This is a genomic window from Bradyrhizobium sp. ISRA436 (assembly GCF_029910015.1).
Classification (GTDB): Bacteria; Pseudomonadota; Alphaproteobacteria; order Rhizobiales; family Xanthobacteraceae; genus Bradyrhizobium.
Window position 1 is genome coordinate 4,474,332 of record NZ_CP094519.1, and the last position, 24,588, is coordinate 4,498,919.

The following is a 24,588-nucleotide window of genomic DNA, read 5'->3' on the forward strand; positions in this document are numbered from 1 at the left end:
TCCCCGCTCCTTCGGCGGGAGATCGGCGCTCTACTTCCTCTATTCCGCGGCGGTCGGCAAGGGCTTCTCGACCGTGACGGGGGCGGAATCCTGGGCCGGCTCGGCGACCGGCGGCGGCAGGCGGTTGGGCGCCTCGCTGTCGTCGTCAATCTGCGCGAGCCGTTCGCGGGCCGCCTCGGCCTCGCGCTGCCGGTTCCACATGCCGGCATACAGCCCGCCCGCGGCCAGCAGCCGGGCATGGGTGCCGCGCTCGGCGATCCGGCCCTGATCCAGCACGATGATCTCGTCGGCGCCGACAATGGTCGACAGGCGGTGCGCGATCACGAGCGAGGTCCGGTTGCGCGAGACGCGCTCCAGCGCGTCCTGGATCTCGGCCTCGGTGTGGCTGTCGAGCGCGGAGGTCGCCTCGTCCAGCACCAGGATCGGCGGCGCTTTCAGCACCGTGCGTGCGATCGCGACGCGCTGCTTTTCGCCGCCGGAGAGTTTCAGCCCGCGCTCGCCGACCTGGGTCTCATAACCCTTGGGTGACATCCGGATGAAATGGTCGATCTGCGCCAGCCGCGCCGCCTCCTCCACTTCCGCATCGCTGGCGTCCCAGCGGCCGTAGCGGATGTTGTAGCGGATGGTGTCGTTGAACAGCACGGTGTCCTGCGGCACCATGCCGATCGAAGCACGCAGCGACGCCTGCGTCACCGACCTGATGTCCTGGCCGTCGATCAGGATGCGGCCGCTGGAGACGTCATAGAGCCGGAACAGCAGCCGCGAGATCGTCGATTTGCCGGCGCCCGAAGGACCGACGACCGCGACCGTCTTGCCGGCGGGCACTTCGAAGCTGAGGCCCTTGAGGATCGGCCGGTCGGGTTCGTAGGCGAAGCGGACATCCTCGAAGCGCACGCTGCCGGCGGACACGGCGAGCGGCCTGGCGTCCGGCATGTCCTTCACTTCCGGATTGCGCGCCAGCACATCGAACATCTTCTCGATGTCGATGATCGCCTGCTTGATCTCGCGATATACCATGCCCATGAAATTGAGCGGCTGGTAGAGCTGGATCATCATGGAGTTGATCAGCACGAAATCGCCGACGGTATGGGTGCCCTTGCGGATGCCGAGCGCGCACATCAGCATCGTCGCGGTCAGGCCCACGGTGAAAATGATCGCCTGCCCGGTGTTGAGCACCGCGAGCGAGGTATACGTCTTTACGCTGGCCTGCTCGTAACGCTCCATCGAGCGGTCGTAGCGCTTTGCCTCGCGCTCCTCGGCGCCGAAATATTTCACCGTCTCGTAGTTGAGCAGCGAATCGATCGCCTTGGTGTTCGCCTCGGTGTCGGAATCGTTCATCTTGCGGCGGATCTCGATCCGCCACTCGGTCGCGATGTAGGTGAAATACATGAACACGACGACGGTGAGCAGCACCGCCAGCACGTAGCGCCAGTCGAACTGCCAGAGCAGCACCGCCGCCAGCAGCGTGACCTCGACGATGGTCGGGATGAGTTGCAGGATCACCATCCGCACGATGGTCTCGATGCCGGTGCGGCCGCGCTCGAGGATGCGGGTCAGGCCGCCGGTCTTGCGCTCGAGATGAAAGCGCAGCGACAGCTCGTGCATGTGCACGAAGGTGATGTAGGCGAGCCGCCGCACCGCGTGCATGGCGACGTGCGCGAAGATGCCGTCGCGCCATTGCGTCAGCACCGCCATGATGATGCGCACCGCGCCGTAGCCGATCGTCATCAAAAGCGGCGAGGCGATCAGCCACATCATCCAGTTGGACGGAGCGACGGGCGCCGAGCCGGCGCCGTTCAGCGCATCGATCGCCCATTTGAAGGTGAACGGCACCGACAGCGTCGCAAGTTTCGCGAACAGCAGCACCACCACCGACCAGACCACGCGCATCTTCAGATCGGCGCGATCGCCCGGCCAGATATAGGGCCAGAGATGAACGAGCGTGCCGATCAGCGTCGCCTTTTCGGCCGCCTGCGTCGCGGCTGCGGGCGCCTCGACGGCAGGCGCATGCGGGTGCGGGGGCGCCATCAGGAGCCCGCCCGGGCTAGGGCGGCGCGCCCTCTTGCCGTCACATCTTTTTCACGGTTTGACATTCTGGCGGTCATATAGACCGTTTGATTGCAGCGTACAGACGTGTGGCGAAAATCTTTCGCGATTCGCGGGAATTTACGGGATTTTTCGTTCTCAATCCCCATATCCTATCCTTGACCCTTTATCCTGCCCTTGACCCTTTTTACGCTGCAGTGCCACAAGGATCGCATGAACCAAATCAAGACTGTCTGTGTCTATTGTGGCTCCGGCCCCGGTAACAATCCCCGCTTCATTGAAGCTGCCGTCGCGCTCGGTAAGACCTTTGCCGAGAACAACGTCCGCCTGGTCTATGGCGGCGGATCGATCGGCCTGATGGGCGCGGTTGCCAAATCCACGCTTCAGCACGGTGGCTCCGTCACCGGCATCATTCCGGAATTCTTGCGGGCGCGCGAGAACGCGCTGACATCGGTTCAGGAAATGATCGTCACGCCCGACATGCATGAGCGCAAGCGGCTGATGTTCGAGCGCTCGGATGCGTTCGTCGCCCTGCCCGGCGGCGTCGGCACGCTGGAGGAATTGGTCGAGCAATTGACCTGGCAGCAGCTCGGCCGGCATTCGAAGCCGGTGCTGCTCGCCAACATCGACAATTTCTGGGAGCCGCTGCTCTCGCTTCTGAACCACATGCGTACCACCGAGTTCATCCGCCCGACGCTGGCCGTCAACGTGCTGATGACCGACCGCGTCGAGGACATCCTGCCGCGGTTGCGCTCCGCGGTGGCGCGGACCCCGGAAAGCGCCAAGGAGCTCGCACCGGACGTGGCGCGGCGGCTGTAGGCTTGAGGGCGCACTCTCCTCTCTCCTCGTCATGCTGAGGAGGCCGCATAGCGGCCGTCTCGAAGCACGACGGCCCGGCTGGTGGCCGTGCATCCTTCGAGACGCGCGTGCCGCGCTCCCTCAGGATGACGGGTCGAGAGAAGCGCGGGTCCAACGGACCTCACTCGCTCGGAAACGTCACTGCCTCGACGCGGTTGCCGTCGGGATCGAGCACGAAAGCCGCGTAGTAGCGGGCGCGATCATGCGGGCGCAGGCCCGGTGCGCCGTCGGAGCGGCCGCCGGCGGCAAGCGCGGCGGCATGGAACGCATCGACCTCGGCGGTCGTCTTCGCGCGCAGGCAGATATGCACGCCGCTCTCGTGCGGCACCGGCGGCATGCCGGTGCGCAGATTGATCCAGAACTCGGGATAGGCCTTGCCGAAGCCGATCGTCGCCGGCCGGGTGACCAGGCGCGTCAGCCCGAGCGCGGCCAATGTCGGCTCATAGAACCGCGCCGCGCGTTCGAGATCGCGGACGCCGACGGAGATGTGGTCGATCATGAAAGTCTCTCCCTCCCCCCGTCATTGCCAGGAGCGAAGCGACCAAGCAGTCCATGCCGCAGCGTGCGCGGAGGGATGGATTGCTTCGCTTCGCTCGCAATGACGGCGTTATCTCACGTCGGCGCACCTGATTTCACCAGCTTGTAGACCAGCGAATCCATCAGCGCCTGGAACGAGGCGTCGATGATATTCGGCGAAACGCCGACCGTGGTCCAATTGTCGCCGGCCTCGTCCTCGCTCTCGATCAGGACGCGCGTGACCGCCTCGGAGCCGCCGTTGAGGATACGCACGCGGTAGTCGATCAGCTTCAGGCCGTCGATGTATTTCTGGTACTTGCCGAGATCCTTGCGCAGTGCGACGTCGAGCGCATTCACCGGGCCGTTGCCTTCGGCGGCCGAGATCAGCCGCTCGCCGTCGACGTCGACCTTCACCACCGCGAGCGCCACCGTGACGCGCAGGCCATTGGCGTTGTAGCGCTGCTCGACATTGACGTCGAACTGCTCGACCTTGAAATATTCCGGCACCTTGCCGAGCGTGCGCCGCGCCAGCAGCTCGAACGAGGCGTTGGCGGATTCATAGGCGAAGCCCGCCGCCTCGCGCTCCTTCAACTCCTCGACGAGCCGCGTCAGCCGCGGATCGCTCCTGTCGTAGGCGATGCCGGCGCGATCGAGTTCGGCGATAACGTTGGAGCGGCCGGCCTGGTCAGACACCAGCACCTTGCGGTGATTGCCGACCGATTCCGGCAGCACATGCTCGTAGGTGTGCGGATCCTTCAACACCGCGGAGGCGTGGATGCCGGTCTTGGTGACGAAGGCGCTCTCGCCGACGTAAGCCGCATGGCGGTTGGGCGCGCGGTTCAGCATGTCATCGAGGGTGCGAGACACCTTCGTCAGCGTCGCCATCTTGTCCGCGGTGACGCCGATCTCGAACTTGTCGGCAAACTCCTGCTTCAGCCGCAAGGTCGGGATCAGCGAGCACAGATTGGCGTTGCCACAGCGCTCGCCGAGGCCGTTGAGCGTGCCCTGGATCTGCCGCGCGCCAGCGCGCACCGCGGCCAGCGAATTGGCCACCGCCTGCTCGGTGTCGTTATGGGCGTGGATGCCGAGATTTGCGCCCGGCACATGCTTGATAACGTCGCCGACGATGGTCTCGACCTCGTGCGGCATGGTGCCGCCATTGGTGTCGCACAGCACCACCCAGCGCGCGCCGGACTCATGGGCCGCTTTCGCGCAGGCCAGCGCGTAGTCGCGGTTCTCCTTGTAGCCGTCGAAGAAGTGCTCGCAGTCGACCATCACCTCGCGGCCAAGCGCCCTGGCTGCTGCGACACTGTCGCGGATCGAGGCGAGATTCTCCTCGTTCGTGGTCTCGAGCGCGACCCGAACCTGATAGGCGGAGGACTTTGCGACGAAGCAGATCGCATCCGCCTTGGCCTCGAGGATGCCGGCCAGTCCCGGATCGTTCGAGGCCGAGCGGCCGGGACGGCGCGTCATGCCGAACGCGGTGAAGCGCGCGTGGTCGAACGCGGGCTTCTTGCTGAAGAACTCGCTGTCGGTCGGGTTGGCGCCGGGATAGCCGCCCTCGACATAATCGATGCCGAGCTCATCCAGCATCTTGGCGATCACCTGCTTGTCCTGCAGCGTAAAGTCGACGCCGTTGGTTTGCGCGCCGTCGCGCAGCGTGGTGTCGAACAGATAGAGGCGTTCGCGGCTCATGCGTGGCCTCCCTGGGTCGCGACACCGTCGAGCTTCTTTTGCATCGTGGTGTTGGCGAGCCATTCGCCGTTGACGATCACCGAATTGCGCTGTTGCGCGACGTAGCCGCGCTTGCGGAAGAACTCGAGCGCGGTGTCGCTGGCATCGACCGTCAGGGTCTTGGCGCCGCGCGCGCCCGCGATCTTCTCCAGCGCATCGCACAACGCAGCACCGACGCCCTGCCCGACCGCGCTCGGATGCACATAGATCATGTCGATATGGTCGGTGCCCTTCAGCGAGGCGAAGCCGACCGGCGCGCCCTGCAGCGTTGCGATCAGCGTGAGCTGGGCGCCGAGCTTCTTGCCGAACGCAGCCTCGTCCTCGGCGGCCAGCGCCCAGGCTTCCTGCTGCGCCTCGCTGTAGTCGTCGCCGGTCAGATCCATGATCGACGCCGCGAAAATGGCCGCAAGCATCGGCGCATCTTCCGGCAGGAACGGACGCAGTGCGGGGGCGGAACGGCTCATCGTGCGACCTCCCAGGTCGTCATTGGCTTTCCTTCGGCATCCTTTCCGTCCTTGATCGCCACGCCCATGGCGGCGAGCTGATCGCGGATGCGGTCGGACTCCTTGAAATCCTTCCGTGCACGGGCCGCACTACGTTCAGCGATCAGCGCCTCGACCGCATTGGCGTCGACACCGCTCGCCTGCTGCTTGCGGCTCTTCCAAGCGCCCGCGCTCTCAGACAGGAAGCCGAGCAGCCGCAGCGAGCCGGCGAGCTCCTTGCGAGCCTGCTCGCTGGTCGACGCTGCATGGCGCAGACCGTGCAGCACCGCCATTGCCTGCGCGGTGTTGAGGTCGTCGTAGAGCGCCTCGATCATCGCCGGCGACGGCGGGCCGGACTCGGCGTCGGCCGCGACCGCATACCAGTCGTCGAGCGTCTTCGCGGTCTCTTCGGTTGCCTTCAGCGTCCAGTCGAGCGGCGAGCGATAGTGCGTCTTCAGCATGGCAAGCCGCAGCACTTCGCCCGGCCAGTCCGCCAGCAGATCGCGGATCGTGAAGAAGTTGCCGAGCGACTTCGACATCTTCTCGCTCTCGATCTGCAGGAAGCCATTGTGCATCCAGACATTGGCCATGCGGTCGGCATGGAAGGCGCAGCAGGTCTGCGCCAGCTCGTTCTCATGGTGTGGAAACACCAGGTCGATGCCGCCGCCATGGATGTCGAACCTCTCGCCGAGATGTTTCCAGGCCATCGCCGAGCACTCGATGTGCCAGCCGGGCCGGCCCTCGACCTTGATGCCCGCGGGCGACGGCCAGGACGGCTCGCCCGGCTTCGACGGCTTCCACAGCACGAAGTCGGTGTTGTCGCGCTTGTAGGGCGCGACGTCGACGCGAGCGCCTGCGATCATCTCGTCGAGCGAGCGCTTCGACAGCGAGCCGTAGCGCGGCAGCACCGAATTGGCCGAATTCATCGCCTGCGGCGAGAACAGCACGTGATCTTCCGCGACATAGGCGAAGCCGCCGGCGACCAGCTTCTCGATGATCGCACGCATCTCCGGGATGTGCTCGGTCGCGCGCGGCTGCACCGTCGGGGCCAAGCAGCCGAGCGCGGTGACGTCGTCCTGGTACTGCTGATAGGTCTGCTCGGTGACCTTGCGGATCGCCTCGTTCAGGGGCACGCCGGGATAGTCCCGCGCGGCGCGGACGTTGATCTTGTCATCAACGTCGGTGACGTTGCGGACATAGGTCACGTGATCGGCGCCGTAGCGATGGCGCAGCACGCGGAACAGCACGTCGAACACGATCGCGGCGCGGCCGTTGCCGATATGAGCGAAGTCGTAGACCGTCGGTCCGCAGGCATACATGCGGACGTTATTGGCATCGAGCGGCACGAACGGCCGCTTCTCCCGGGTCAGCGTATCGTAGAGTCGCAATTCCATGGAAACCGTCCCTTGCGGCCGGGCGGTCCAATGATCTCAGGGTGATTGAGAAAAGACGGCCTCAGCCAGCGAATCGCTAGCTAATAATCTCGCGGCAAATGCTGCAGATGGCGAGGTGGCCGTTCATGGTTCCACCATGTCTCATGGCCCCTCTGTGCCGTCAAGGGGCTGTTTTGAGGTCGTTTGTACCCGCTCCGTCGACGAAAATTGCAGCAAGTCCCTCATGGTTAATCATTATTAAGAATTCGGGCGTATCCGGTGAACCGCGGATTTCACCCGTTTCCCCGGTGCACCATGCGGCTCATTTCAGCATTCATTGCCTGCGCGTCCCTCCTCACTGCCTCGGCCGCGCTGGCCGATAGCCGCGTCTTCATCATCGCCAACCAGGCCGACGGCTACGGCGTCGACCAGTGCCTGGCGCGCGGCGACAAATGCGGCGCGTATGCCGCGCGCGCCTACTGCCAGTCACGCGATTTTGCACGGGCGACGAATTACCGCCGCGTCGAGCCCGACGAGATCACCGGCGCGATTCCGGGTGCGTCCAGCGACAAATGCAGCGGAAATGGCTGCGGCGAATACGTCGCCATCACCTGCCAGCGCTGATCTCCTGCCGAGCGACTGGTCAAGCCGGGCTTTTTGCCACATCGGTGCCCCGGAAACGACGTGACGCTGCCCCGAGAAAAGGCTATTGCAGGCCGCCTTGGCCGCGCGTTGGCGTTCGCCGCGCGGCATCGTTCTAATGGCCGGATATGCCCGATACCCCCGATCTTCGCTTCTCCCGATGGCTTTTGACCTGCGCCGTGCTTGCCGGCATTGCCCTGCCCGCCCCTGACGCATTCGCGCAGGTGAATCCGGGCCCGCCCGGACCGCTGCCGCAACAGGCGCAAGCCAACCCGATGTGCGCCCGGCTCGAAGGACAATTGGCGACGATCGACCGCGGCGGCGGCACCGGCGATCCGGCCAGGGACGAGCAGATCCGCCGCTATCAGGACGCGGCAACCAGGCAGCAGGGCGAGCTCGATCGCGTGACGGCGCAGGCCCGGCGCATGGGTTGCGACAGCTCCGGCTTCTTCTCGCTGTTCAACAACAATTCGGCGCAGTGTGGCCCGGTCAACAACCAGATCCAGCAGATGCGCGCCAATCTCGATCAGATGACCGCCAACCTCGAGCGGCTGCGCTCCGGCGGGCTCGGCGGCGCCGACCGCGAGAACCAGCGGCGCTCGGTGCTGACCGCGCTCGCGCAGAACAATTGCGGCCCGCAATATGCTGCTGCCGCTGCGCGCGGCCCGGGCAACTTCCTCGAGAACCTGTTCGGCGGCGGTAACGCCAACCCGAATCCGAACCCGGAGATACCTCCACCCGGCCCTGAATATGGCGCGCAGTCCGGCACCTACCGCACCGTGTGCGTGCGCACCTGCGACGGCGCTTATTTCCCGATCTCCTTCGCAACCGTGCAGGCGCGCTTCGCCGATGACGAGCGGGTCTGCAAGGCGCAATGCCCCGCCGCGGAAGCGACGCTGTTCGCCTATCGCAATCCGGGCGAGGACATCAACCAGGCGGTGTCGATCAGCGGCCAGCCCTACTCTTCGCTGCCGAACGCCTTCAAATACCGCACCGAGTTCAATCCGTCCTGCTCCTGCAAGGCGGCCGGCCAGAGCTGGGCGGAGGCGCTGAAGGGCGTCGATGACAAGGCCAGTGTCGAGCAGCAGGGCGACATCGTCGTCACCGAGGAGAGCGCGCGGAAGATGCAGCAGCGCGCCCAGCAGCAGGCGACGAAATCCGCCGCCGGCAAGAAGGGCGCGCCGGCAGTGGCGCCGCAGCAACAGCCGGCCGCGGCTGACGCGACAGCTCCGGCCACGCCGTCCGGCGACGGGCAGATCCGCACGGTCGGACCGACCTTCATTCCGCCGAAGCATTAGGGACCCGGCGCCCCCTCCGCGCATTCGGTTCACTTCTTCCGCTTGCGGGCGAGGGAGCTGACTCACTTCGCGGTGCCGTGAGGGCTCAACCCTCGAACGCTTCCGCCGATGCGCGGTTGGCCCGCGCCACGAGCTGCTCGTCCGGCGCAGGCCAGACCTTGCCGGGATCGCGGAAGCGATTGGTGATGGGATAGCGGCGGTCGCGGCCGAAATTCTTAGCGGTGACCTTGACGCCCGGCGCCGCCTGCCGGCGCTTGTATTCGGCGATATAGAGCAGGCGGTCGATGCGTGTCACCACATCGCGGTCGAAGCCGGCGGCAATGATCGTCGCCAGCGGCTCCTCGCGCTCGACGAGACGCTCGAGGATCGCATCCAGCACGTCGTAAGGCGGCAGCGAATCCTGGTCGGTCTGGTTCTCGCGCAATTCCGCGGTCGGCGGACGGGTGATGATGTTGACCGGGATCACCTCGCCCGACGGTCCGAGCGCGCCGTCCGGCTTCCAGGAATTGCGCAAGGACGACAGGCGGAACACCTCGGTCTTGTAGATGTCCTTGATCGGGTTGAAGCCGCCGTTCATGTCGCCATAGAGCGTGGCGTAGCCGACCGACATCTCCGACTTGTTGCCCGTGGTCACCACCATGGCGCCGGTCTTGTTGGAGATCGCCATCAACAGCGTGCCGCGGGCGCGCGCCTGCAAATTCTCCTCGGTGATGTCGCGCTCCAGGCCCGCGAAGGCCGGCGCCAGGATCTTCTCGAACCCGTTCACGGCGTCGGCGATCGGCAGCACCTCGTAGCGGATGCCGAGCGCGGCCGCGAGCTTGGCGGCATCGTCGAGCGACACCTGCGCGGTGTAGCGGAACGGCAGCATCACGCCGCGCACCATGTCGACGCCGAGCGCATCCACCGCGATCGCGGCACACAGCGCGGAGTCGATGCCGCCGGAGATGCCGAGCAGCACGCCCGGAAAACCGTTCTTGCGGACATAGTCGCGCAGGCCGAGCACGCAGGCTGCGTAATCCGCCTTGTCGCCCTCGAGGAGCTCGGCGATCGGGCCGTTGCAGCGCCAGCCGTCTGGCGTCTTGCGCCAGGACAATGTCGTGATGTTCTCCTCGAACGCCGGAAGCTGCGCCGCGACCGACAGGTCGGCGTTCAGCGCGAACGAGGCGCCGTCGAAGATCAATTCGTCCTGGCCGCCGATCTCGTTGAGATAGATCAGCGGCAGCCCGCTCTCGGTGACGCGCGCCACCACGATCGAGAGCCTCAGATCGGTCTTGTCGCGGGCGTAAGGCGAGCCGTTCGGCACTATGAGGATTTCGGCGCCGGTCTCGGCCAGGCACTCGACGACGTTTTCGTATTCCTCCGACTCCTCGAGCCAGATGTCCTCGCAGATCGGCACCCCGATGCGCACGCCGCGCACCGTCACCGGGCCCGAGGCCGGCCCGCGCGCGAACAGCCGCTTCTCGTCGAACACGCCGTAGTTCGGCAGATTCGCCTTGAAGCGAAGCGCGGCAATGCGGCCCTCGTCGAGCAGCGCGCAGGCGTTATAGAGCTTGCCGTCCTCGACCCAGGGTGTGCCGATCAGCATGGCTGGTCCGCCATCGGCGGTCTCGCGCGCCAGCTCCTCGATCGCAAGCCGGCAGGCCGACTGGAACGCCGGTTTAAGGACCAGATCCTCCGGCGGATAGCCGGCAATGAACAGTTCCGAGAGCACCACCAGATCGGCGCCGTCGGCCTTCGCCCGCTCGCGCGCGGCGCGCGCCTTCGCGGCGTTGGCGGTGACGTCACCGACCGTCGGATTGAGTTGCGCCAGCGTGATCTTGATCTGTTGTTCGCTCATACTCTTAAGTTGTCCTGCACGAGAGCAAACTTCAATCCGCCCGGATCAGAACGCGCCCATGCGTTCGGCGAGGGCAAACAGCCAGAACAGCCCGGCCATGACAAGCGCGACGCCGACCGCGGCCGAGCCCATATCCTTGACCCGCCCGATCTGCGGGTCATGATCCATGGTCAGGCGATCGGCCAGCTTCTCGATCGCGGTGTTGAGCAGCTCGATCACCAGCACCAGCACCACGGCCGCGACCAGCTCGACCCGGCGCATCATCGTGGCGCCGACCAGCCAAGCCAGCGGCAGCGAGAGCACCAGCGCCACCACCTCCTCGCGAATCGCCTGCTCCGAGCGAATGGCGAAGGCCAGCCCGTTGCGTGAGTTGATGGTGGCCCGCCAGAACCTCAGCAAGTCACAGCCCCGCGGCGGCCGGCATCGGTTTGGTCTTGCCGGCGCGCTCCTGCTTCAGGAGCTCGGCGATCAGGAAGGCCATGTCGATCGACTGTTCGGCGTTCAGACGCGGATCGCAGACCGTGTGGTAGCGGTCGTTGAGGTCCTCATCGGTAATGGCGCGCGCGCCGCCGATGCATTCGGTGACGTCCTGCCCGGTCATCTCCAGATGCACGCCGCCGGCATGCGTGCCTTCCGCGGCGTGGACCTGGAAGAACGACTTCACCTCCGACAGCACGCGGTCGAACGGCCGGGTCTTGTAGCCTGATGTCGAGGTGATGGTGTTGCCATGCATCGGATCGCATGACCACACCACCGTGCGCCCCTCCCGCTGCACGGCGCGGATCATGCCCGGCAGATGATCGCCGACCTTGTCGGCGCCGAAGCGGTTGATCAGCGTCAGCCGTCCCGGCTCGTTGTCCGGGTTCAGCACGTCGATCAGCTTCAGCAGCTCGTCCGGCTTCAGCGACGGACCGCATTTCAGGCCGATCGGGTTCTTGATGCCGCGAAAATATTCGACATGGCCGTGATCGAGCTGGCGGGTGCGGTCGCCGATCCAGATCATGTGGCCTGATGTCGCGTACCAGTCGCCGGTCGTCGAATCGACCCGCGTCATCGCCTGCTCGTAGCCGAGCAGCAGCGCCTCGTGGCTGGTGTAGAAGTCGGTGGCGCGCAGTTCGGGATGGCTTTCGAGGTCGAGGCCGCAGGCGCGCATGAAGTTCAGCGCGTCCGAGATGCGGTCTGCCAGCTCCTTGTAGCGGCGCGACTGCGGCGAATCCTTCAGGAAGCCGAGCATCCACTGATGCACGCTGCCGAGATTGGCGAAGCCGCCGGTCGCGAACGCGCGCAGCAGGTTCAGCGTCGCCGCCGACTGGCGATAGGCCATCAACTGGCGCTGCGGATCGGGTATGCGCGCCTCAGCCGTGAAGGCGATGTCGTTGACGATGTCGCCGCGATAGCTCGGCAGCTCGACGCCGTTCTGCTTCTCGGTCGACGACGAGCGCGGCTTGGCGAACTGGCCGGCGATGCGGCCGACCTTCACGACCGGCAGCGCGCCGGCGTAGGTGAGCACGACCGCCATCTGCAGCAGCACGCGGAAGAAGTCGCGGATGTTGTTGGCGCCGTGCTCGGCAAAGCTCTCGGCGCAGTCGCCGCCCTGCAGCAGGAAGGCTTCGCCGGCGGCGACCCGGCCCAGCGCCTTCTTCAGGTTGCGCGCTTCGCCGGCGAACACCAGCGGCGGAAAGGTCGCAAGCTGGGCCTCGACATCCGCCAACGCTTTGGCATCGGGATATTCGGGAACCTGCACGACCTTCTTGGCGCGCCAGCTATCGGGTGTCCACCGCTCGGACATGAGGTCAACTCCTGAGCAAAAACCGCAACTTAATCCACGGTCGAGGAAAGGCCCGGGTTATACACAGGCTCCCGCAACCTCGCTAGAAGGATTCCTGCAATTCCGTCAAACTCTTGCAGGAAAAGCCGAATTCGCATTTGTTAGAGCATACCATGAATGCTGGGGTACATGCCGTGGCCGCGGCCGCGCTGGACGACGTTTTTAGCGACGACATCGTCGTACCCGCCGTTGACGGTTACCCGCTTGCGGCGACGCTGTTCCTGCCTCGCGGGGTCAAGCAGAGAGCCGTCCTGATCAATTCGGCGACCGCCGTCCCGCGAAAGCTCTATCGCGGCTTTGCCGGCTACCTTGCCCGCCGCGGCGCCGCGGTCCTGACCTACGACTACCGCGGCACGGGCGATTCCCGGCGGAAGGCGCTGACCGGCAACAATCAGTCGACATCGCTGGCCGGCTTCAAGGCGACGATGGCCGACTGGGCCGCGCTCGACGTCACCGCGGCGGTGACCTGGATGCGCGAGCGCTACCGCAATCTGCCGTTGGCCTATGTCGGACATTCTTTCGGCGGCCAGGCGCTCGGGCTGCTCGCCAACAACGCCGAGATCCCGCGCGCGTTGCTGATCGCGTCGCAGGCCGCCTACTGGAAGCTGATGGCCTCGCCCGAGCGCTACCGCGTCGTTGCCTACATGAACGGTGTCGGCCTGCCGCTGGCCCGTGTGCTCGGCTACCTGCCCAGCTGGGCCGGGCTCGGCATGGACCTGCCGAGAGGCGTGTTCGAGCAATGGACGCGCTGGGTGATGTCGCCGCGCTATCTGCTCGACGACGCGACGCTCGCCGCGCGCGAGAACTTTCCGAAATTCAAGGGAAAGCTCCGCGCGCTGGCGATCACCGACGACACCTGGGCGACGCGGCCGGCGGTCGAATTGCTGTGCTCGGCCTTCACCTCGATCACGCCCGACATCGTCTCGATCCGCCCGCTCGATGCCGGCGTGAAGACAATCGGCCATCTCGGCTTCTTCCGCGGCGAGCATCGCGACACGCTGTGGCGGGGTGCGGCCGAGTGGATCGAGGCGGAGAGTTGAGCGCGGTCCCACGGTCTTCCCTGGAGCGTTCCGATGAAATATCTCGTGCTCGCCTTGCTGCTTGCGTCCACCCCGGCAATGGCGTGCGCGTTTGATACGGATTGCCAGCCGGGCAGCCGATGCCTGAAGACGTCCGGAAGCATTTACGGGGTCTGCGTCGGTGGCCTGTCGCCCGGCAACGCCAACGATCAACAGCCGATACCGTCGCCGCTTGATGTCAATGGCACCTACGGGAACACCTGCACGTTCGATACCGACTGCGGTCCCGGCAGCCGTTGCGTCAGGGACACCTCGATCCAGGGCGTCTGCATGAGATAGTCCGCCCGCGTGGATTCATGCCAGCTTGCGCGGGGCGGCGGTCGCGGCACTGCCCGTGTTGGGGGTCCCGGTCGGTTCGATCAGCAAGAGATGCACCTCCTCGCGCGCAACGGGACGATGCTCGACTCCCTTCGGCACGATGTACATCTGGCCCGGCTTGAGCGTGACGGTTCGATCGCGGAGCTGAATGTCGAGCACGCCCTTCAGGACGAGAAAGAAGTCGTCGGTGTCGTCATGCTTGTGCCAGACGAACTCACCCTGCACCTTCACGACCATGACATCGCACGCGTTGAATTGCGCAATGGTGCGCGGTGACCAGTGATCGGAAAATGTGGACAGCTTTTCGTCGAGATCGATCGCATCGCTCATCGGTGCCTCCGGAGTCGGTCAGACACGTTAGCGCAATCTCCCGCTGTCGTGACCGTCGCGCTTCGAGATGGCCACCATGTGGCCTCCTCGGCATGACGTGCTTGGATCCTATTCGACTATCAAACAGCCTGGCCGCGCTGTCATCACCCGCGAATGCGGGTGATCCAGTATTCCAGAGACGCCAGGGTTTGAGCCGAGAGGCCGCAGCGTATTGGATGCCCGCATGCGCGGGCATGACGATCGAGAGGAGGCGAGTCTGCATTCTCGCGACATGATTTGTCCGAGTTTTGCTCCTCGTTCCGCCCTCTCAATCAGCAGAGGGCGCAGGGAAAGCCGGGTGCCGATCGCACCCATGGGTCCCGTGCAAATGGAAAGCACGGGAGGTAGGACCACAGGTGAAACCGGAACGATCCCGGCTTTCCCTGCGCGATGGGTTACGGCTTATACGTGCTCTCCCCGGCGAGACTGGGCTTTGTTGTCACCGTCTTTGCAAAAGCGCTTCGCGCTTTGCAAGGAGACACCTGCCACTAGGGCGTCAGGCCTGCACGACTTCACCGTCCGCCATCTGCCACGCTCGTCAGCCGTGACTTCGGCGTCCACCGCATCTCGACCCAACACTCGTGACGATCGCGAAGCGCCCCTCAGGCGGGTGAGACGGGCCATTCATACACTGAATTGAACTTCTGGAAAACAGAAATATTTTTCGCGCAGGACCTTGCGCCGTCGGGCAAATCAGTGCTTGGCGCCAGGACATGGCAGTGTCCCTGCCGCGCTTGAAAGCGGACATCCCGCAGGGCTCGGAACGAGCCGCCCCAAGAACGCGCGGCGGCTACGACCTCAGCTACGGTGCTGGACTGCTCTTCGTTTGCTGGATTTTCCCCAATGTCCAGCCTGACGCGGGACCTCCTTGCGGCGCTCGGCCGGAGAGACGTCTCCGTTGCCGGATTTCCTTGAGAGCAATTCCTTTTCGGCCTGATACCACAGCACGTCCATTTTGCACCGAGGCTCGCCGGCAGCCTTCCAGAGCTCGTAAGCGCGAGTCCGGATCTCCTGCTCGGTTGGACCAGTCATGGGCAGCCTCCCTCATGCTGAGCAATCGTTTGAAAATGCAATCGCTGCCGTAACGGCCATAATGGCCGCAACCCATCTCCCGCGCTGTGCGCCGGGAACGTCCCGGGGTCGCAGCGCGGCTCATGCTACGTAAGTCCAACTTCCAGGCCGGCGCGAGGTTCCTGGGCGCGCGCGAGTCTGGCCCCCGGCCGACGACCTCAGCGGTCGCAGCCGGCGGGACGCATTAGCATAACACAGCCGGTGTTCCGCCGCGCTGTCGTTGTGGGCCGACCGATGCGGATTGCGTCTGCCCGACGGGTACACAAATCATCGAGAGTGTCGGCGCTAACCGCGATGGAAGGCCGGTCACAACCCGCTGTACCGGGAGAGTGGCTTGGCGCCGGCCGAGCTTCGCAGTCCCCAGAGCACGAGTACGGACGCTGCGATGATCGCCGAGCCAATGGCGACGAACCCGGTTGCCACGATCGCTTCCTGCCAAGCCGGCGCGCTGTGCCCTGCCGCCGAGATTGGCGAGAGCGCGGCCGTACCCAGGATTGCGGCCAGCGTCGTCACCATCCAGTTGCCGTACGTGCCCGCAAGCACCGCCCAGTACGCGGCCGCCTTGATGCGTGGCGTCAGGTTCACTTCCTGCCAGACGGCGCCGAGCGCGAGCAGGAACGTGCCGTTCATGACGCCCTCAAGATGCGCCGCGAGTCCCATTCTCACATTGGTGAACTTCTGCTCGACGAGGCCCGTCACCAGGCCAAGAAGAAACAGCGCGATTCCGTGCCACAGCAACTGCCGCTTCTTTCCCTCCATGTCCGTCCCCTGCAAATGATGATGTCAATGCAAGCAAGGCGCGACCGCAGTCAAATCCTAACAGGGCGACCGGCAAGCCGGTCGCCCGATCGATGCATCCCTTTGTCGCAGCATTCGCAAAGCGCGCCGTGCCTGCGTCGGTCCGGCGGGCATGCAGGCGCCGCCTGATCGCCTGATCTCAGGTCCCTTTCGGCGGCATCGGGATGATCATCGAGACCCGCTTCTGGTACTGGACATAGGCCTCGCCGTGGAATTTCACGAGATCGCGCTCCTCCAGCAAGATGCCGATGAGGATGTAGCCGGTCGTCGCGATTGCAAACAGCAGATGCCCGACCGTCATCGTCGGAGTGGACCAGAAGGCCAGTACAAAGCCCAGATAGATCGGATGGCGAACGAACTTGTAGAACAACGGCGTCTTGAAGCTCGGCGGCTCCGCCACTTGTCCTTGCGAATGGGCGTAAACCTGCTGAAGCCCGAACAGATCAAAATGATTGATGAGGAACGTGCCGAGCAACACGACACCCCACCCGATCCAGAAGATGGCCTGGAGGATCGCAACGCCTGCCGGGGCGCTGACGGACCAGACCTCGGAGGTCAGCGGACGCCATTGCCAGAACAACAGGATCAGGATGAGCGTGGCGAACAGCACGTATGTGCTGCGCTCGACGTAAACAGGCACAAATCCCGTCCACCAGCGCTTGAAGCCCTGCCGGGCCATGACGCTGTGCTGTATCGCGAACAGGCCGAGCAGCACGACATCGACGATAAACGCTTCCGTGGTCGAGGCTGCTGCGCCCCCATGATCGATCGATTTGGGAACGACGATGTTCCCGACAAAGCCGATCGCATACAAGAAAGTTAACAGAAACAGGATGTAAGAAAGCACTCCATAAACCAGCGCGGCCATGAGTCCCTCCCCGTGTCGCCGGGCAGCACCCTTTGCGCACAACGAGTGCCGCATCGAGGCTGCACCGCCGCCATCATAGGACAACGGGAGGGGCGCGCCAATCGGCTTGGCTGGAGTTGTTGGGATAGCTCCCGCGGCTGGACGTCATTCGGCGGCCCGGCCGCGCACGATTTCGGATTTTCGCGATCGAGACGGAGCGCCTACTCCGCCGCCTGTCGGACGTGGCGAGCGGTCGGGCTACGCATCGTCACCAGCTCTTCGGCGGCCGTCGGATGCAGCGCCATCGTGGCGTCGAAATCGGCCTTGGTCGCCTTCATCTTCACGGCGATCGCGACGGCTTGCGTGATTTCGGCGGCACCATCGCCGACGATGTGGCAGCCGAGCACGCGGTCGCTGGTGCCGTCGACCACGAGCTTCATCAGCACGCGGGTGTCGCGGCCGGACATCGTCGCCTTGATCGGGCGGAAATCGGTCTTGTAGATGTCGACGTGGCTGAACTGCGCCCGCGCCTCTGCTTCGGTGAGGCCGACGGTACCGACCTCGGGCTGCGAGAACACCGCAGTCGGGATCGTCGCGTGATCGACCGCGACGTGCCGCTTGCCGAACACGGTGTCGGCGAAGGCGTGGCCCTCGCGGATCGCGACCGGCGTCAGGTTGGTGCGGTGGGTGACGTCGCCGATCGCGTAGATGTTGTCCGCCGAGGTCTTCGACCAGCCGTCGACCTGGATGCCGCCATTGGCGGGATTGATGGCGACGCGGGCCGTCTCGAGGCCGAGATTGGCGACGTTGGGATGGCGGCCGATCGCGAACATCACCTGGTCGGAGGCGATGCTCGACCCGCTGGAGAGATGCGTGGTGAACCCCTCGCCGTGCTTGTCGACCTTCGTCACCGTGCAGCCGGTGATGATGGTGATGCCGCGCTTCTCCATCTCGGCGCGGACATGCTTGCGCACGTCCTCGTCGAAGCCGCGCAGGATGTTGTCGCCGCGGTAGATCACGGTGACGTCGGAGCCGTAGCCGGCGAAGATGCCGGCGAATTCCAGCGCGATGTAGCCGCCGCCCTGGATCACGATGCGCTTCGGCAACTCCTTCAGGTGAAACGCCTCGTTAGAGGAGATCACGTGCTCGATGCCGGGAATGGCCGGACCGTGATTGGGCGCGCCGCCGGTCGCGATCAGGACGTACTTCGCCGTGACCGTCTCGCCGGTGGCAAGCCTGATGGTGTGGGCGTCTTCCAGCACCGCGCGGGTCTTCACCACGCGGGCGCCGGACTTCTCGACATTGGTGGTATAGGCGCGCTCGAGGCGGGCGATCTCCTTGTCCTTGTTGGCGACGAGCGTCGCCCAGTCGAACGAGACCTGTCCGATGCTCCAGCCGAAGCCGGCTGCGTCCTCGATCTCGTCGTGGACGTGGCTGCCGATCACGAAGAGCTTCTTCGGCACGCACCCGCGGATCACGCAGGTGCCGCCCATCCGGTACTCTTCGGCGACCATCACCCTGGCGCCATGGCCGGCCGCGATGCGGGCGGCGCGAACCCCGCCCGAACCACCACCGATGACAAACAGGTCGACGTCGAAATCAGCCATGGTCAAATCTCGGTTTCAGCAATTCCGCCGAAAATCGGCTCGCACAACTCGCTCTCCTCATCCTGAGGAGCCCGCGAAGCGGGCGTCTCGAAGGATGCAGGCCACGGAGGGGGCCTCATGGTTCGAGACGCGCGTTCCGCGCTCCTCACCATGAAGGGCCCTGGCACACCGCGATCAGATGTCCTTGCCGCGCTTCTTCATCTCAGCCTTGAACTGGCCCGCGACGATGACACCAAACTGCTGCGCCCACTGCTGCATATAGGCCAGCGAGTCCGTGATTGCCTTGGGCTCGGAGGTCAAAAGCTTCTGGCCGAGCGGCGACTTGTAGAACGCCACGAGGTCCTTCAGCTCCTGCTCGGTGAACTCGCTGGCGTAGATCTGCGCCATGCCCTCGCCGATCTCCTTCTCGCGGCCGGCCAGGTTCTTGGCGACGATGACCGCGACCTCGTCGAGGTCCTTCTGGTAGTTGAGATACTGCTGCAGCAGGCCGGTCTTGGTCTTCTCGACGATGCCCGGAACGGCGCCGGCATACATGGTGCCCACGTTCTTCAGCGCCAGGATCTCCTTGGCATAGGCGATCGCCGCGGGAGACGACTGCTTGACCTTTGGCGGTGCGGGCTGCTGCTGCGCCATGGCCGGCGCGGAAGCCAGCGCCAATCCGACCGCAAGGGTGGCAGCCGACAAAAGTCCCGAGAAACGCTTCATTCCAAGTCTCCTTGCTTGCGGCGTCATCGCCGTTCAACAACCCGAATTCCCTGCGCGCCGGCCAGAACGGCGCCGCTCGCCAGCCCGATGAACAGCCCATGCTCCACCACGCCCGGAATCACACTGAGCAAACCGGCCAGGCGCGGCGGATCGCCGATCCGGCCGAGATGGGCGTCGACGATCCAGTGGCCGCCATCAGTGACAAAAACGTGACCGTCCTTGCCTTTGCGGATGACCATTTCGCCTGAGACACCGGCCTGCGCGAAGGCTCGCGCCATCGCGGCCCTGGTCGCGGCGAGCCCAAACGGAATGACTTCGATCGGCAAGGGAAAGCGGCCGAGCACGTCGACCCACTTGGTGTCATCGGCGATCACGATCATGCGATCACTGGCGGCCGCGACGATCTTCTCGCGCAACAGCGCGCCGCCGCCGCCCTTGATCAGGTTGAGCGCGGGATCGATCTCGTCGGCGCCGTCGACGGTGAGGTCGAGATGGTCGATCTCGTCCAGCGTGGTCAGCGGAACGCCGCAGCGGATCGCATCCGCGCGGGTGACTTCCGAGGTCGGCACACCGATCACCTTCATGCCGGAGCGGACCTTCTCGCCGAGCAGCTCGACGAAATGCTTGGCTGTGGAGCCCGTGCCGAGCCCGAGCTTCATGCCGTCGCGCACCTCTTCGAGCGCGCGCGCCGCCGCCTGGCGTTTCAGTGCGTCCATATCCACGTGCCGATCGAGCCCCTGTGTTCTGCGCCTTGCCGGGGGCGTCCCATCCGCCCCGCCCGGCGGGCGCATATCTAGCGTCGTTTTGCGGATAGGAATAGCACCATCAAGGGTCCGTCAGACCTATTCCCGAGACGGGTTTTCAGTCGGAAAACGCATCGATTGCGGCCAAAATCGCCGCAAAACGGTCCTCGACCTCGGCCCGCATGCCGGGATGGGTGAAAATATAGAGCTGTTCCTCGCGGATTGCGGAAAGGACTCGCGCGGCCACGACCGCAGGATCGAGCCCGGCATCCAGCTGCCGCGCGATCTCTGCGACCATGGCGGCCGACGGTCCCGCGGGATCGAGCTCGGGGGGCGGCCCGTAGCGTTCGGGGCGGTTGCGCCCGCTCTCGCCGATCCGGGTGCGCACATAGCTCGGGCAGAGCACGCTGACCCCGATGCCGAGCGGCGCGAGCTGCCAGGCAAGTCCCTCCGACATGCTGACGACGGCGAACTTGCTCGCCGAATAGGGACTGAAGCCGAGGCCGGCATTCATCCCGCCCATCGAGGCGGTGTTGACGATGTGGCCGCCCTCGCCGTGGCGGCGGATGCGCGGCAGGAAGCTCTTGATGCCGTGCACGACGCCCATCAGGTTGACGTCGATCACCCAGCGCCAGCTCTCGATCGAGATCTGATCGATGCCGCCGCCGGCCGCGACGCCGGCATTGTTGCAGAGAATATGGACATTGCCGAAGGCATGGAATGCAGCGTCCGCGGCAGCATCCATGCTGGCGGGATCGGCGACGTCGCAGACGACGCCGCGGGCCTCCGCTCCGGAGCCGCGCAACGCCTCGACGGCCCGCTCCAGCGGCGCCGATTCGATGTCGGCGAGCATCACCTTCATGCCCTCGCCGGCAAAGGCGGTCGCCATCGCCAATCCGATGCCGCTGGCCGCGCCGGTGACAAAGGCAGTCTTTCCCGCGAGTTCCCGCATCACAGCCTCCCTTTTTGCGACACCCCAGCATCTAGTCTTCTATCTACCCTTGCATCGCGGCGCGCTGCCCGATAGCGAAATGCATCATGCCCGCCTCATCTCCCCCCATCATCGTCTTCGATCTCGACGGCACGCTGGTCGAGACCGCACCCGACCTGATCGGTGCACTCAATTATGTGCTCGACCGTGAGGGCCTGCCGCCGGTGCCGCTCGCTTCCGCGCGCAACATGATCGGCGCCGGCGCGCGCAAGCTGATCGAACGCGGGCTGGAGGTGGAGGGACGCGCGGTTAGCGTGGCCGAGCTCAACCGCCTGACAAAGGACTTCGTCGACTATTACGCCGAGCATATCGCCGACGGCTCGCGGCCGTTCGACGGGCTCGAAGCCGCGCTCGACAGGCTCGAAACGCAGGGCCACCGCTTCGCGGTTTGCACCAACAAGCTCGAATGGCTGTCGAAGCTCCTGCTCGACCGGCTCGGCCTGAGCCGGCGATTCGCCGCGATCTGTGGCGCCGACACGTTCGGTGTCGCAAAACCGGATCCCGCGTTCCTGCGCGAGACCGTCGCCCGCGCCGGCGGCCGGCTCCCGGGCGCGATCATGGTCGGCGACGCCGGCACAGATGTCGGGGTGGCGCGGCGGGCCCAGGTTCCGGTGATCGGAGTCGAGTTTGGCTACACGGATGTCCCCATGGCGGAGCTCAAGCCGGACCGGCTGATCGGCCATTTGCGCGACCTGCCGGACGCCGTCGCCAGCCTGTTGACAGCATAAGATTTCCACAAGCAATTGATATTGCTTGGAAATGCTTAGGCATGCGTATTTTTTGTTAACCATCCTTTAATGAACAGGGCCCGCGCTGTTGCGCCTCTGTTCCGACGCCCCTATGGTCCGGGCCGGGGATTGTGGCTGATAGCCGCAGTAGAGTGTGGATCATCATGCGTCGTGTCATCGCGATTGCGGTCGCCGGGTTGAGCCTGGCTGGCTGCTCCTCCTTTTCATTGGATTCGTTCAAGTCGGCACCGCCGCCGATGCAGGTCCAGCTGGATTCTGCGCCACAGGGCGCGGATGCCGTGACCTCGCTCGGACCGGGCTGCAAGACGCCGTGCTCGGTGTCGGTTCCGGCACCGGAAGCGAATTTCTCCGTCACGTTCAACCTGCCGAAGTACCAGCCGGAAACGGTGCCCGTGACGGTGACCCGCACGCCGGGTGACTTCACCACGCCAACCACGACCACGCTCGATCCGAGCCCGGTGTTCGCGGAGCTGAAGCTGGCCGGCCCGCCGCCGCGCGCCGCACGCAAGATGCATCCGAAGCGGAAGAAGCCGAAGCCGGCCGCAGCAGCGCCGACCGCCGCCGGCAGCTCGCCATTCCCCGAGCCGAACGCGGCTCCGCCCCCCGCATCCGCCGCGCCTCCGCCAGCGGCGGCTGCGCCGACACAATGAAGCAGGACTGCACTGCACAAAAGCCCGGCTCTGACAACAGAGCCGGGCTTTTTGCGTTGGCGGTGCTGCGATCGAGATCCGGCATCGAACGATGTCCCTCGCCTATCGTGCACGAGCTATTTTTGCATGTTGCGGATCATCCCTAGGGACGCATTGTGACGGCGCGCCAACATGCATAGATTGCAAGAAACGGGACCCGCCGGGGCTCTCGTGCGGGGAACAAGGTGCAGGGCCTGAATTGAATGAACGGATCCACGCAGCCGCTTTCTGACACGCTGACCCGTCCGATGACCGATCCGTTCGGCCGGACGATCCGCTACTTGCGCGTTTCCGTCACCGACCGCTGCGACCTGCGCTGCTTCTACTGCATGTCCGAGGACATGACCTTCCTGCCGAAGGCCGATCTCCTGACGCTGGAAGAGCTCGATCGGCTGTGCTCGGCCTTTGTCGCCAAGGGCGTGCGCAAGATCCGCCTCACCGGCGGCGAGCCGCTGGTTCGCCGCAACGTGATGAGCCTGGTGCGCTCGCTGTCGCGCCACCTGTCAACCGGCGCGCTCGACGAACTGACGCTGACCACCAACGGCTCGCAGCTGGCGCGCTTCGCCGGGGAACTCGCCGATTGCGGCGTCCGTCGCGTCAACGTCTCGCTCGACACGCTGGATGCGGCGAAGTTCCGCGCCATTACCCGCTGGGGCGACATCGACAAGGTGCTCGCCGGCATCGAGGCCGCACGATCAGCAGGGCTCGCGGTCAAGATCAACGCGGTCGCGCTGAAGAATGTGAACGAGGACGAGATCCCCGCCCTGATGGAATGGGCGCACGGCAAGGGGATGGGCCTGACCCTGATCGAGGTGATGCCGATGGGTGACATCGGCGAAGGCCGCATCGATCAGTATGTGCCGCTGTCGCTGCTGCGCGCCAGGCTCGAGAAGCACTACACGCTGACCGATCTCGACGACAACACCGGCGGCCCGGCGCGCTACGTCCGCGTCGCCGAGACCGGCGGCAAGCTCGGCTTCATCACGCCGATGACCCATAATTTCTGCGAATCCTGCAACCGGGTGCGGATCACCTGCACCGGCACGCTGCACACCTGCCTCGGCCACGAGGATGCCTCCGACCTGCGCCGGCCGCTGCGCTCCTCGCCCGACAACGACCTGCTCTCGGCAGCGATCGACCGCGCCATCGGACTGAAGCCGAAGGGGCACGATTTCATCATCGACCGCCGCCACAACCGCCCGAGCGTCAGCCGCCATATGAGCGTGACCGGCGGGTAGGGTTACCGGCGCCCGGCCGCAGATCCGGCCGAAATCCCTTTCAATATCAACAAACTTCCGATTGACGGCGGCACTTCCCGCTGGTTTGGTGCGCCGGCTTCAGGCTAGCTCGGCTGGATAGGCCACTGCGCCTCCCGGGCGCGGTCAAGACTGCTGGGGCCCACTTGGGGAGGAATGACGTTGCAATCGCTCTTGAAATTGAGCAGTGGAATCGACGCGTTCACGCGCTGGATCGGCAAACGCCTATCATGGCTGATTCTCGTCGCGGTCATCATCTCGGCAATCAATGCGATCGTCCGCAAGACCCTGGACATGTCCTCAAATTCCTGGCTCGAGCTGCAGTGGGTGCTGTTCAGCATCGTCTTCCTGTTGTGCTCGCCGTGGACCCTGCTTGACAACGAGCACATCCGGATCGACATCGTGAACAACCTTCTGCCGAAGCGCGTGCGTGACGCAATCGACGTGGTCGGGCATCTGTTCTTTCTGCTGCCGCTGTGTGTCGTCATGATCATCACCGGCGGCCCGTTCTTCTGGCGCTCCTATGAAATCAACGAGCAGTCTGGCAACGCCGGCGGACTGCCGCAATGGCCTGCCAAGTCGCTGATCATCATCGCCTTCTCGTTCCTGTTCGTTCAGGGCATTTCCGAATTGATCAAGCGTATTGCGGTGATGCGCGGGCTCATTCCCGATCCGCACGCATCCCAAGTGACGGCTATCGAAGCCGAAGTCGAACACCTCGTCGAGGCGATCGAAAAGCGCTGATCGTCGGT

General features: G+C 65.0%; 25 protein-coding genes. 9 read left to right on the forward strand and 16 right to left on the reverse strand.

Annotated features, from left to right (window positions below; genetic code table 11):
* Nucleotides 1-39: 39 nt before the first annotated feature.
* Nucleotides 40-2,028 (reverse strand): ABC transporter ATP-binding protein/permease, encoded by a 1,989-nt coding sequence (locus MTX23_RS21250; RefSeq protein WP_280972150.1) that lies wholly within the window; start codon nt 2,026-2,028, stop codon nt 40-42.
* A 231-nt stretch (nt 2,029-2,259) separates the two neighbouring features.
* Between MTX23_RS21250 and MTX23_RS21255 the strand changes: the two genes are divergently transcribed.
* A complete protein-coding gene (locus tag MTX23_RS21255) occupies nt 2,260-2,865 on the forward strand; it encodes a TIGR00730 family Rossman fold protein (RefSeq protein ID WP_280972151.1) in 606 nt (201 codons plus the stop codon).
* Between the two features lie 160 nt (nt 2,866-3,025).
* Here MTX23_RS21255 and MTX23_RS21260 read toward each other — a convergent pair whose 3' ends face one another.
* The 4 genes from MTX23_RS21260 to cysS all read right to left on the reverse strand — a co-directional run bounded on the left by MTX23_RS21260 (nt 3,026) and on the right by cysS (nt 7,030).
* A complete protein-coding gene (locus MTX23_RS21260; RefSeq protein ID WP_280972152.1) occupies nt 3,026-3,403 on the reverse strand; it encodes a VOC family protein in 378 nt (125 codons plus the stop codon).
* Nucleotides 3,404-3,516: 113 nt separating this feature from the next.
* A complete protein-coding gene (gene cimA / locus MTX23_RS21265; protein WP_280972153.1) occupies nt 3,517-5,115 on the reverse strand; it encodes a citramalate synthase in 1,599 nt (532 codons plus the stop codon).
* Nucleotides 5,112-5,618: a GNAT family N-acetyltransferase gene (locus tag MTX23_RS21270; protein ID WP_280972154.1), complete on the reverse strand. Its 507-nt coding sequence runs from the start codon at nt 5,616-5,618 to the stop codon at nt 5,112-5,114. Before MTX23_RS21270 ends, cimA begins: the two co-directional genes overlap by 4 nt.
* A complete protein-coding gene (cysS, locus tag MTX23_RS21275) occupies nt 5,615-7,030 on the reverse strand; it encodes a cysteine--tRNA ligase (protein ID WP_280972155.1) in 1,416 nt (471 codons plus the stop codon). The genes MTX23_RS21270 and cysS overlap by 4 nt, the downstream gene beginning before the upstream one ends.
* A gap of 294 nt (nt 7,031-7,324) precedes the next feature.
* On the opposite strand from cysS, the gene MTX23_RS21280 reads away from it, so the two are divergent.
* The gene (locus MTX23_RS21280) at nt 7,325-7,633 is read left to right on the forward strand and encodes a hypothetical protein (RefSeq protein WP_280972156.1); all 309 of its coding nucleotides are present in this window, start codon (nt 7,325-7,327) and stop codon (nt 7,631-7,633) included.
* A 146-nt stretch (nt 7,634-7,779) separates the two neighbouring features.
* The gene (locus tag MTX23_RS21285) at nt 7,780-8,949 is read left to right on the forward strand and encodes a DUF2865 domain-containing protein (protein ID WP_280972157.1); all 1,170 of its coding nucleotides are present in this window, start codon (nt 7,780-7,782) and stop codon (nt 8,947-8,949) included.
* A gap of 85 nt (nt 8,950-9,034) precedes the next feature.
* On the opposite strand, the gene MTX23_RS21290 is transcribed toward MTX23_RS21285, so the two are convergent.
* The 3 genes from MTX23_RS21290 to MTX23_RS21300 are packed head-to-tail and all read right to left on the reverse strand — an operon-like array spanning nt 9,035 to nt 12,575.
* Nucleotides 9,035-10,786 (reverse strand): NAD+ synthase, encoded by a 1,752-nt coding sequence (locus MTX23_RS21290; protein ID WP_280972158.1) that lies wholly within the window; start codon nt 10,784-10,786, stop codon nt 9,035-9,037.
* Nucleotides 10,787-10,831: 45 nt separating this feature from the next.
* On the reverse strand, nt 10,832-11,185 hold the full coding sequence (locus MTX23_RS21295; protein WP_280972159.1) for a diacylglycerol kinase: 354 nt from the start codon (nt 11,183-11,185) through the stop codon (nt 10,832-10,834).
* A 1-nt stretch (nt 11,186) separates the two neighbouring features.
* The gene (locus tag MTX23_RS21300) at nt 11,187-12,575 is read right to left on the reverse strand and encodes a 3-deoxy-7-phosphoheptulonate synthase class II (protein ID WP_280972160.1); all 1,389 of its coding nucleotides are present in this window, start codon (nt 12,573-12,575) and stop codon (nt 11,187-11,189) included.
* A 152-nt stretch (nt 12,576-12,727) separates the two neighbouring features.
* On the opposite strand from MTX23_RS21300, the gene MTX23_RS21305 reads away from it, so the two are divergent.
* Entirely contained in the window at nt 12,728-13,654 is a 927-nt protein-coding gene (locus MTX23_RS21305; RefSeq protein WP_280972161.1) for an alpha/beta fold hydrolase, read from the forward strand.
* A 33-nt stretch (nt 13,655-13,687) separates the two neighbouring features.
* Nucleotides 13,688-13,972: a hypothetical protein gene (locus MTX23_RS21310; protein WP_280972162.1), complete on the forward strand. Its 285-nt coding sequence runs from the start codon at nt 13,688-13,690 to the stop codon at nt 13,970-13,972.
* A 15-nt stretch (nt 13,973-13,987) separates the two neighbouring features.
* Here MTX23_RS21310 and MTX23_RS21315 read toward each other — a convergent pair whose 3' ends face one another.
* From MTX23_RS21315 to MTX23_RS21345, 8 genes are all read right to left on the reverse strand, one after another.
* Nucleotides 13,988-14,341: a cupin domain-containing protein gene (locus tag MTX23_RS21315; protein WP_280972163.1), complete on the reverse strand. Its 354-nt coding sequence runs from the start codon at nt 14,339-14,341 to the stop codon at nt 13,988-13,990.
* 837 nt (nt 14,342-15,178) lie between these two features.
* Nucleotides 15,179-15,412 (reverse strand): DUF2934 domain-containing protein, encoded by a 234-nt coding sequence (locus MTX23_RS36400; RefSeq protein ID WP_348637495.1) that lies wholly within the window; start codon nt 15,410-15,412, stop codon nt 15,179-15,181.
* A gap of 345 nt (nt 15,413-15,757) precedes the next feature.
* The gene (locus MTX23_RS21320; RefSeq protein WP_280972164.1) at nt 15,758-16,210 is read right to left on the reverse strand and encodes a hydrogenase; all 453 of its coding nucleotides are present in this window, start codon (nt 16,208-16,210) and stop codon (nt 15,758-15,760) included.
* A gap of 178 nt (nt 16,211-16,388) precedes the next feature.
* Nucleotides 16,389-17,117 carry a methanethiol S-methyltransferase gene (mddA, locus tag MTX23_RS21325; RefSeq protein WP_280972165.1) on the reverse strand — a complete coding sequence of 243 codons (729 nt, stop codon included), beginning with the start codon at nt 17,115-17,117 and terminating at the stop codon, nt 16,389-16,391.
* 200 nt (nt 17,118-17,317) lie between these two features.
* On the reverse strand, nt 17,318-18,703 hold the full coding sequence (gene gor, locus MTX23_RS21330) for a glutathione-disulfide reductase (protein ID WP_280972166.1): 1,386 nt from the start codon (nt 18,701-18,703) through the stop codon (nt 17,318-17,320).
* Between the two features lie 174 nt (nt 18,704-18,877).
* Complete coding sequence (locus tag MTX23_RS21335; RefSeq protein ID WP_280972167.1) at nt 18,878-19,408, reverse strand: DUF2059 domain-containing protein; 531 nt, start codon at nt 19,406-19,408, stop codon at nt 18,878-18,880.
* A 23-nt stretch (nt 19,409-19,431) separates the two neighbouring features.
* Complete coding sequence (gene rpiA / locus MTX23_RS21340) at nt 19,432-20,130, reverse strand: ribose-5-phosphate isomerase RpiA (protein ID WP_280972168.1); 699 nt, start codon at nt 20,128-20,130, stop codon at nt 19,432-19,434.
* Between the two features lie 139 nt (nt 20,131-20,269).
* A complete protein-coding gene (locus MTX23_RS21345) occupies nt 20,270-21,103 on the reverse strand; it encodes an SDR family NAD(P)-dependent oxidoreductase (RefSeq protein ID WP_280972169.1) in 834 nt (277 codons plus the stop codon).
* 86 nt (nt 21,104-21,189) lie between these two features.
* Here MTX23_RS21345 and MTX23_RS21350 point away from each other — a divergent pair, with 86 nt between their 5' ends.
* From MTX23_RS21350 to MTX23_RS21365, 4 genes are all read left to right on the forward strand, one after another.
* Nucleotides 21,190-21,870, forward strand: a complete 681-nt coding sequence (locus MTX23_RS21350) for an HAD-IA family hydrolase (protein WP_280972170.1) — start codon at nt 21,190-21,192, stop codon at nt 21,868-21,870.
* Between the two features lie 164 nt (nt 21,871-22,034).
* Complete coding sequence (locus MTX23_RS21355; protein WP_280972171.1) at nt 22,035-22,541, forward strand: hypothetical protein; 507 nt, start codon at nt 22,035-22,037, stop codon at nt 22,539-22,541.
* Nucleotides 22,542-22,783: 242 nt separating this feature from the next.
* Nucleotides 22,784-23,818 (forward strand): GTP 3',8-cyclase MoaA, encoded by a 1,035-nt coding sequence (moaA, locus tag MTX23_RS21360; protein ID WP_280972172.1) that lies wholly within the window; start codon nt 22,784-22,786, stop codon nt 23,816-23,818.
* A gap of 180 nt (nt 23,819-23,998) precedes the next feature.
* Nucleotides 23,999-24,580, forward strand: a complete 582-nt coding sequence (locus MTX23_RS21365) for a TRAP transporter small permease subunit (protein ID WP_280972173.1) — start codon at nt 23,999-24,001, stop codon at nt 24,578-24,580.
* The last annotated feature ends 8 nt before the right edge of the window (nt 24,581-24,588 follow it).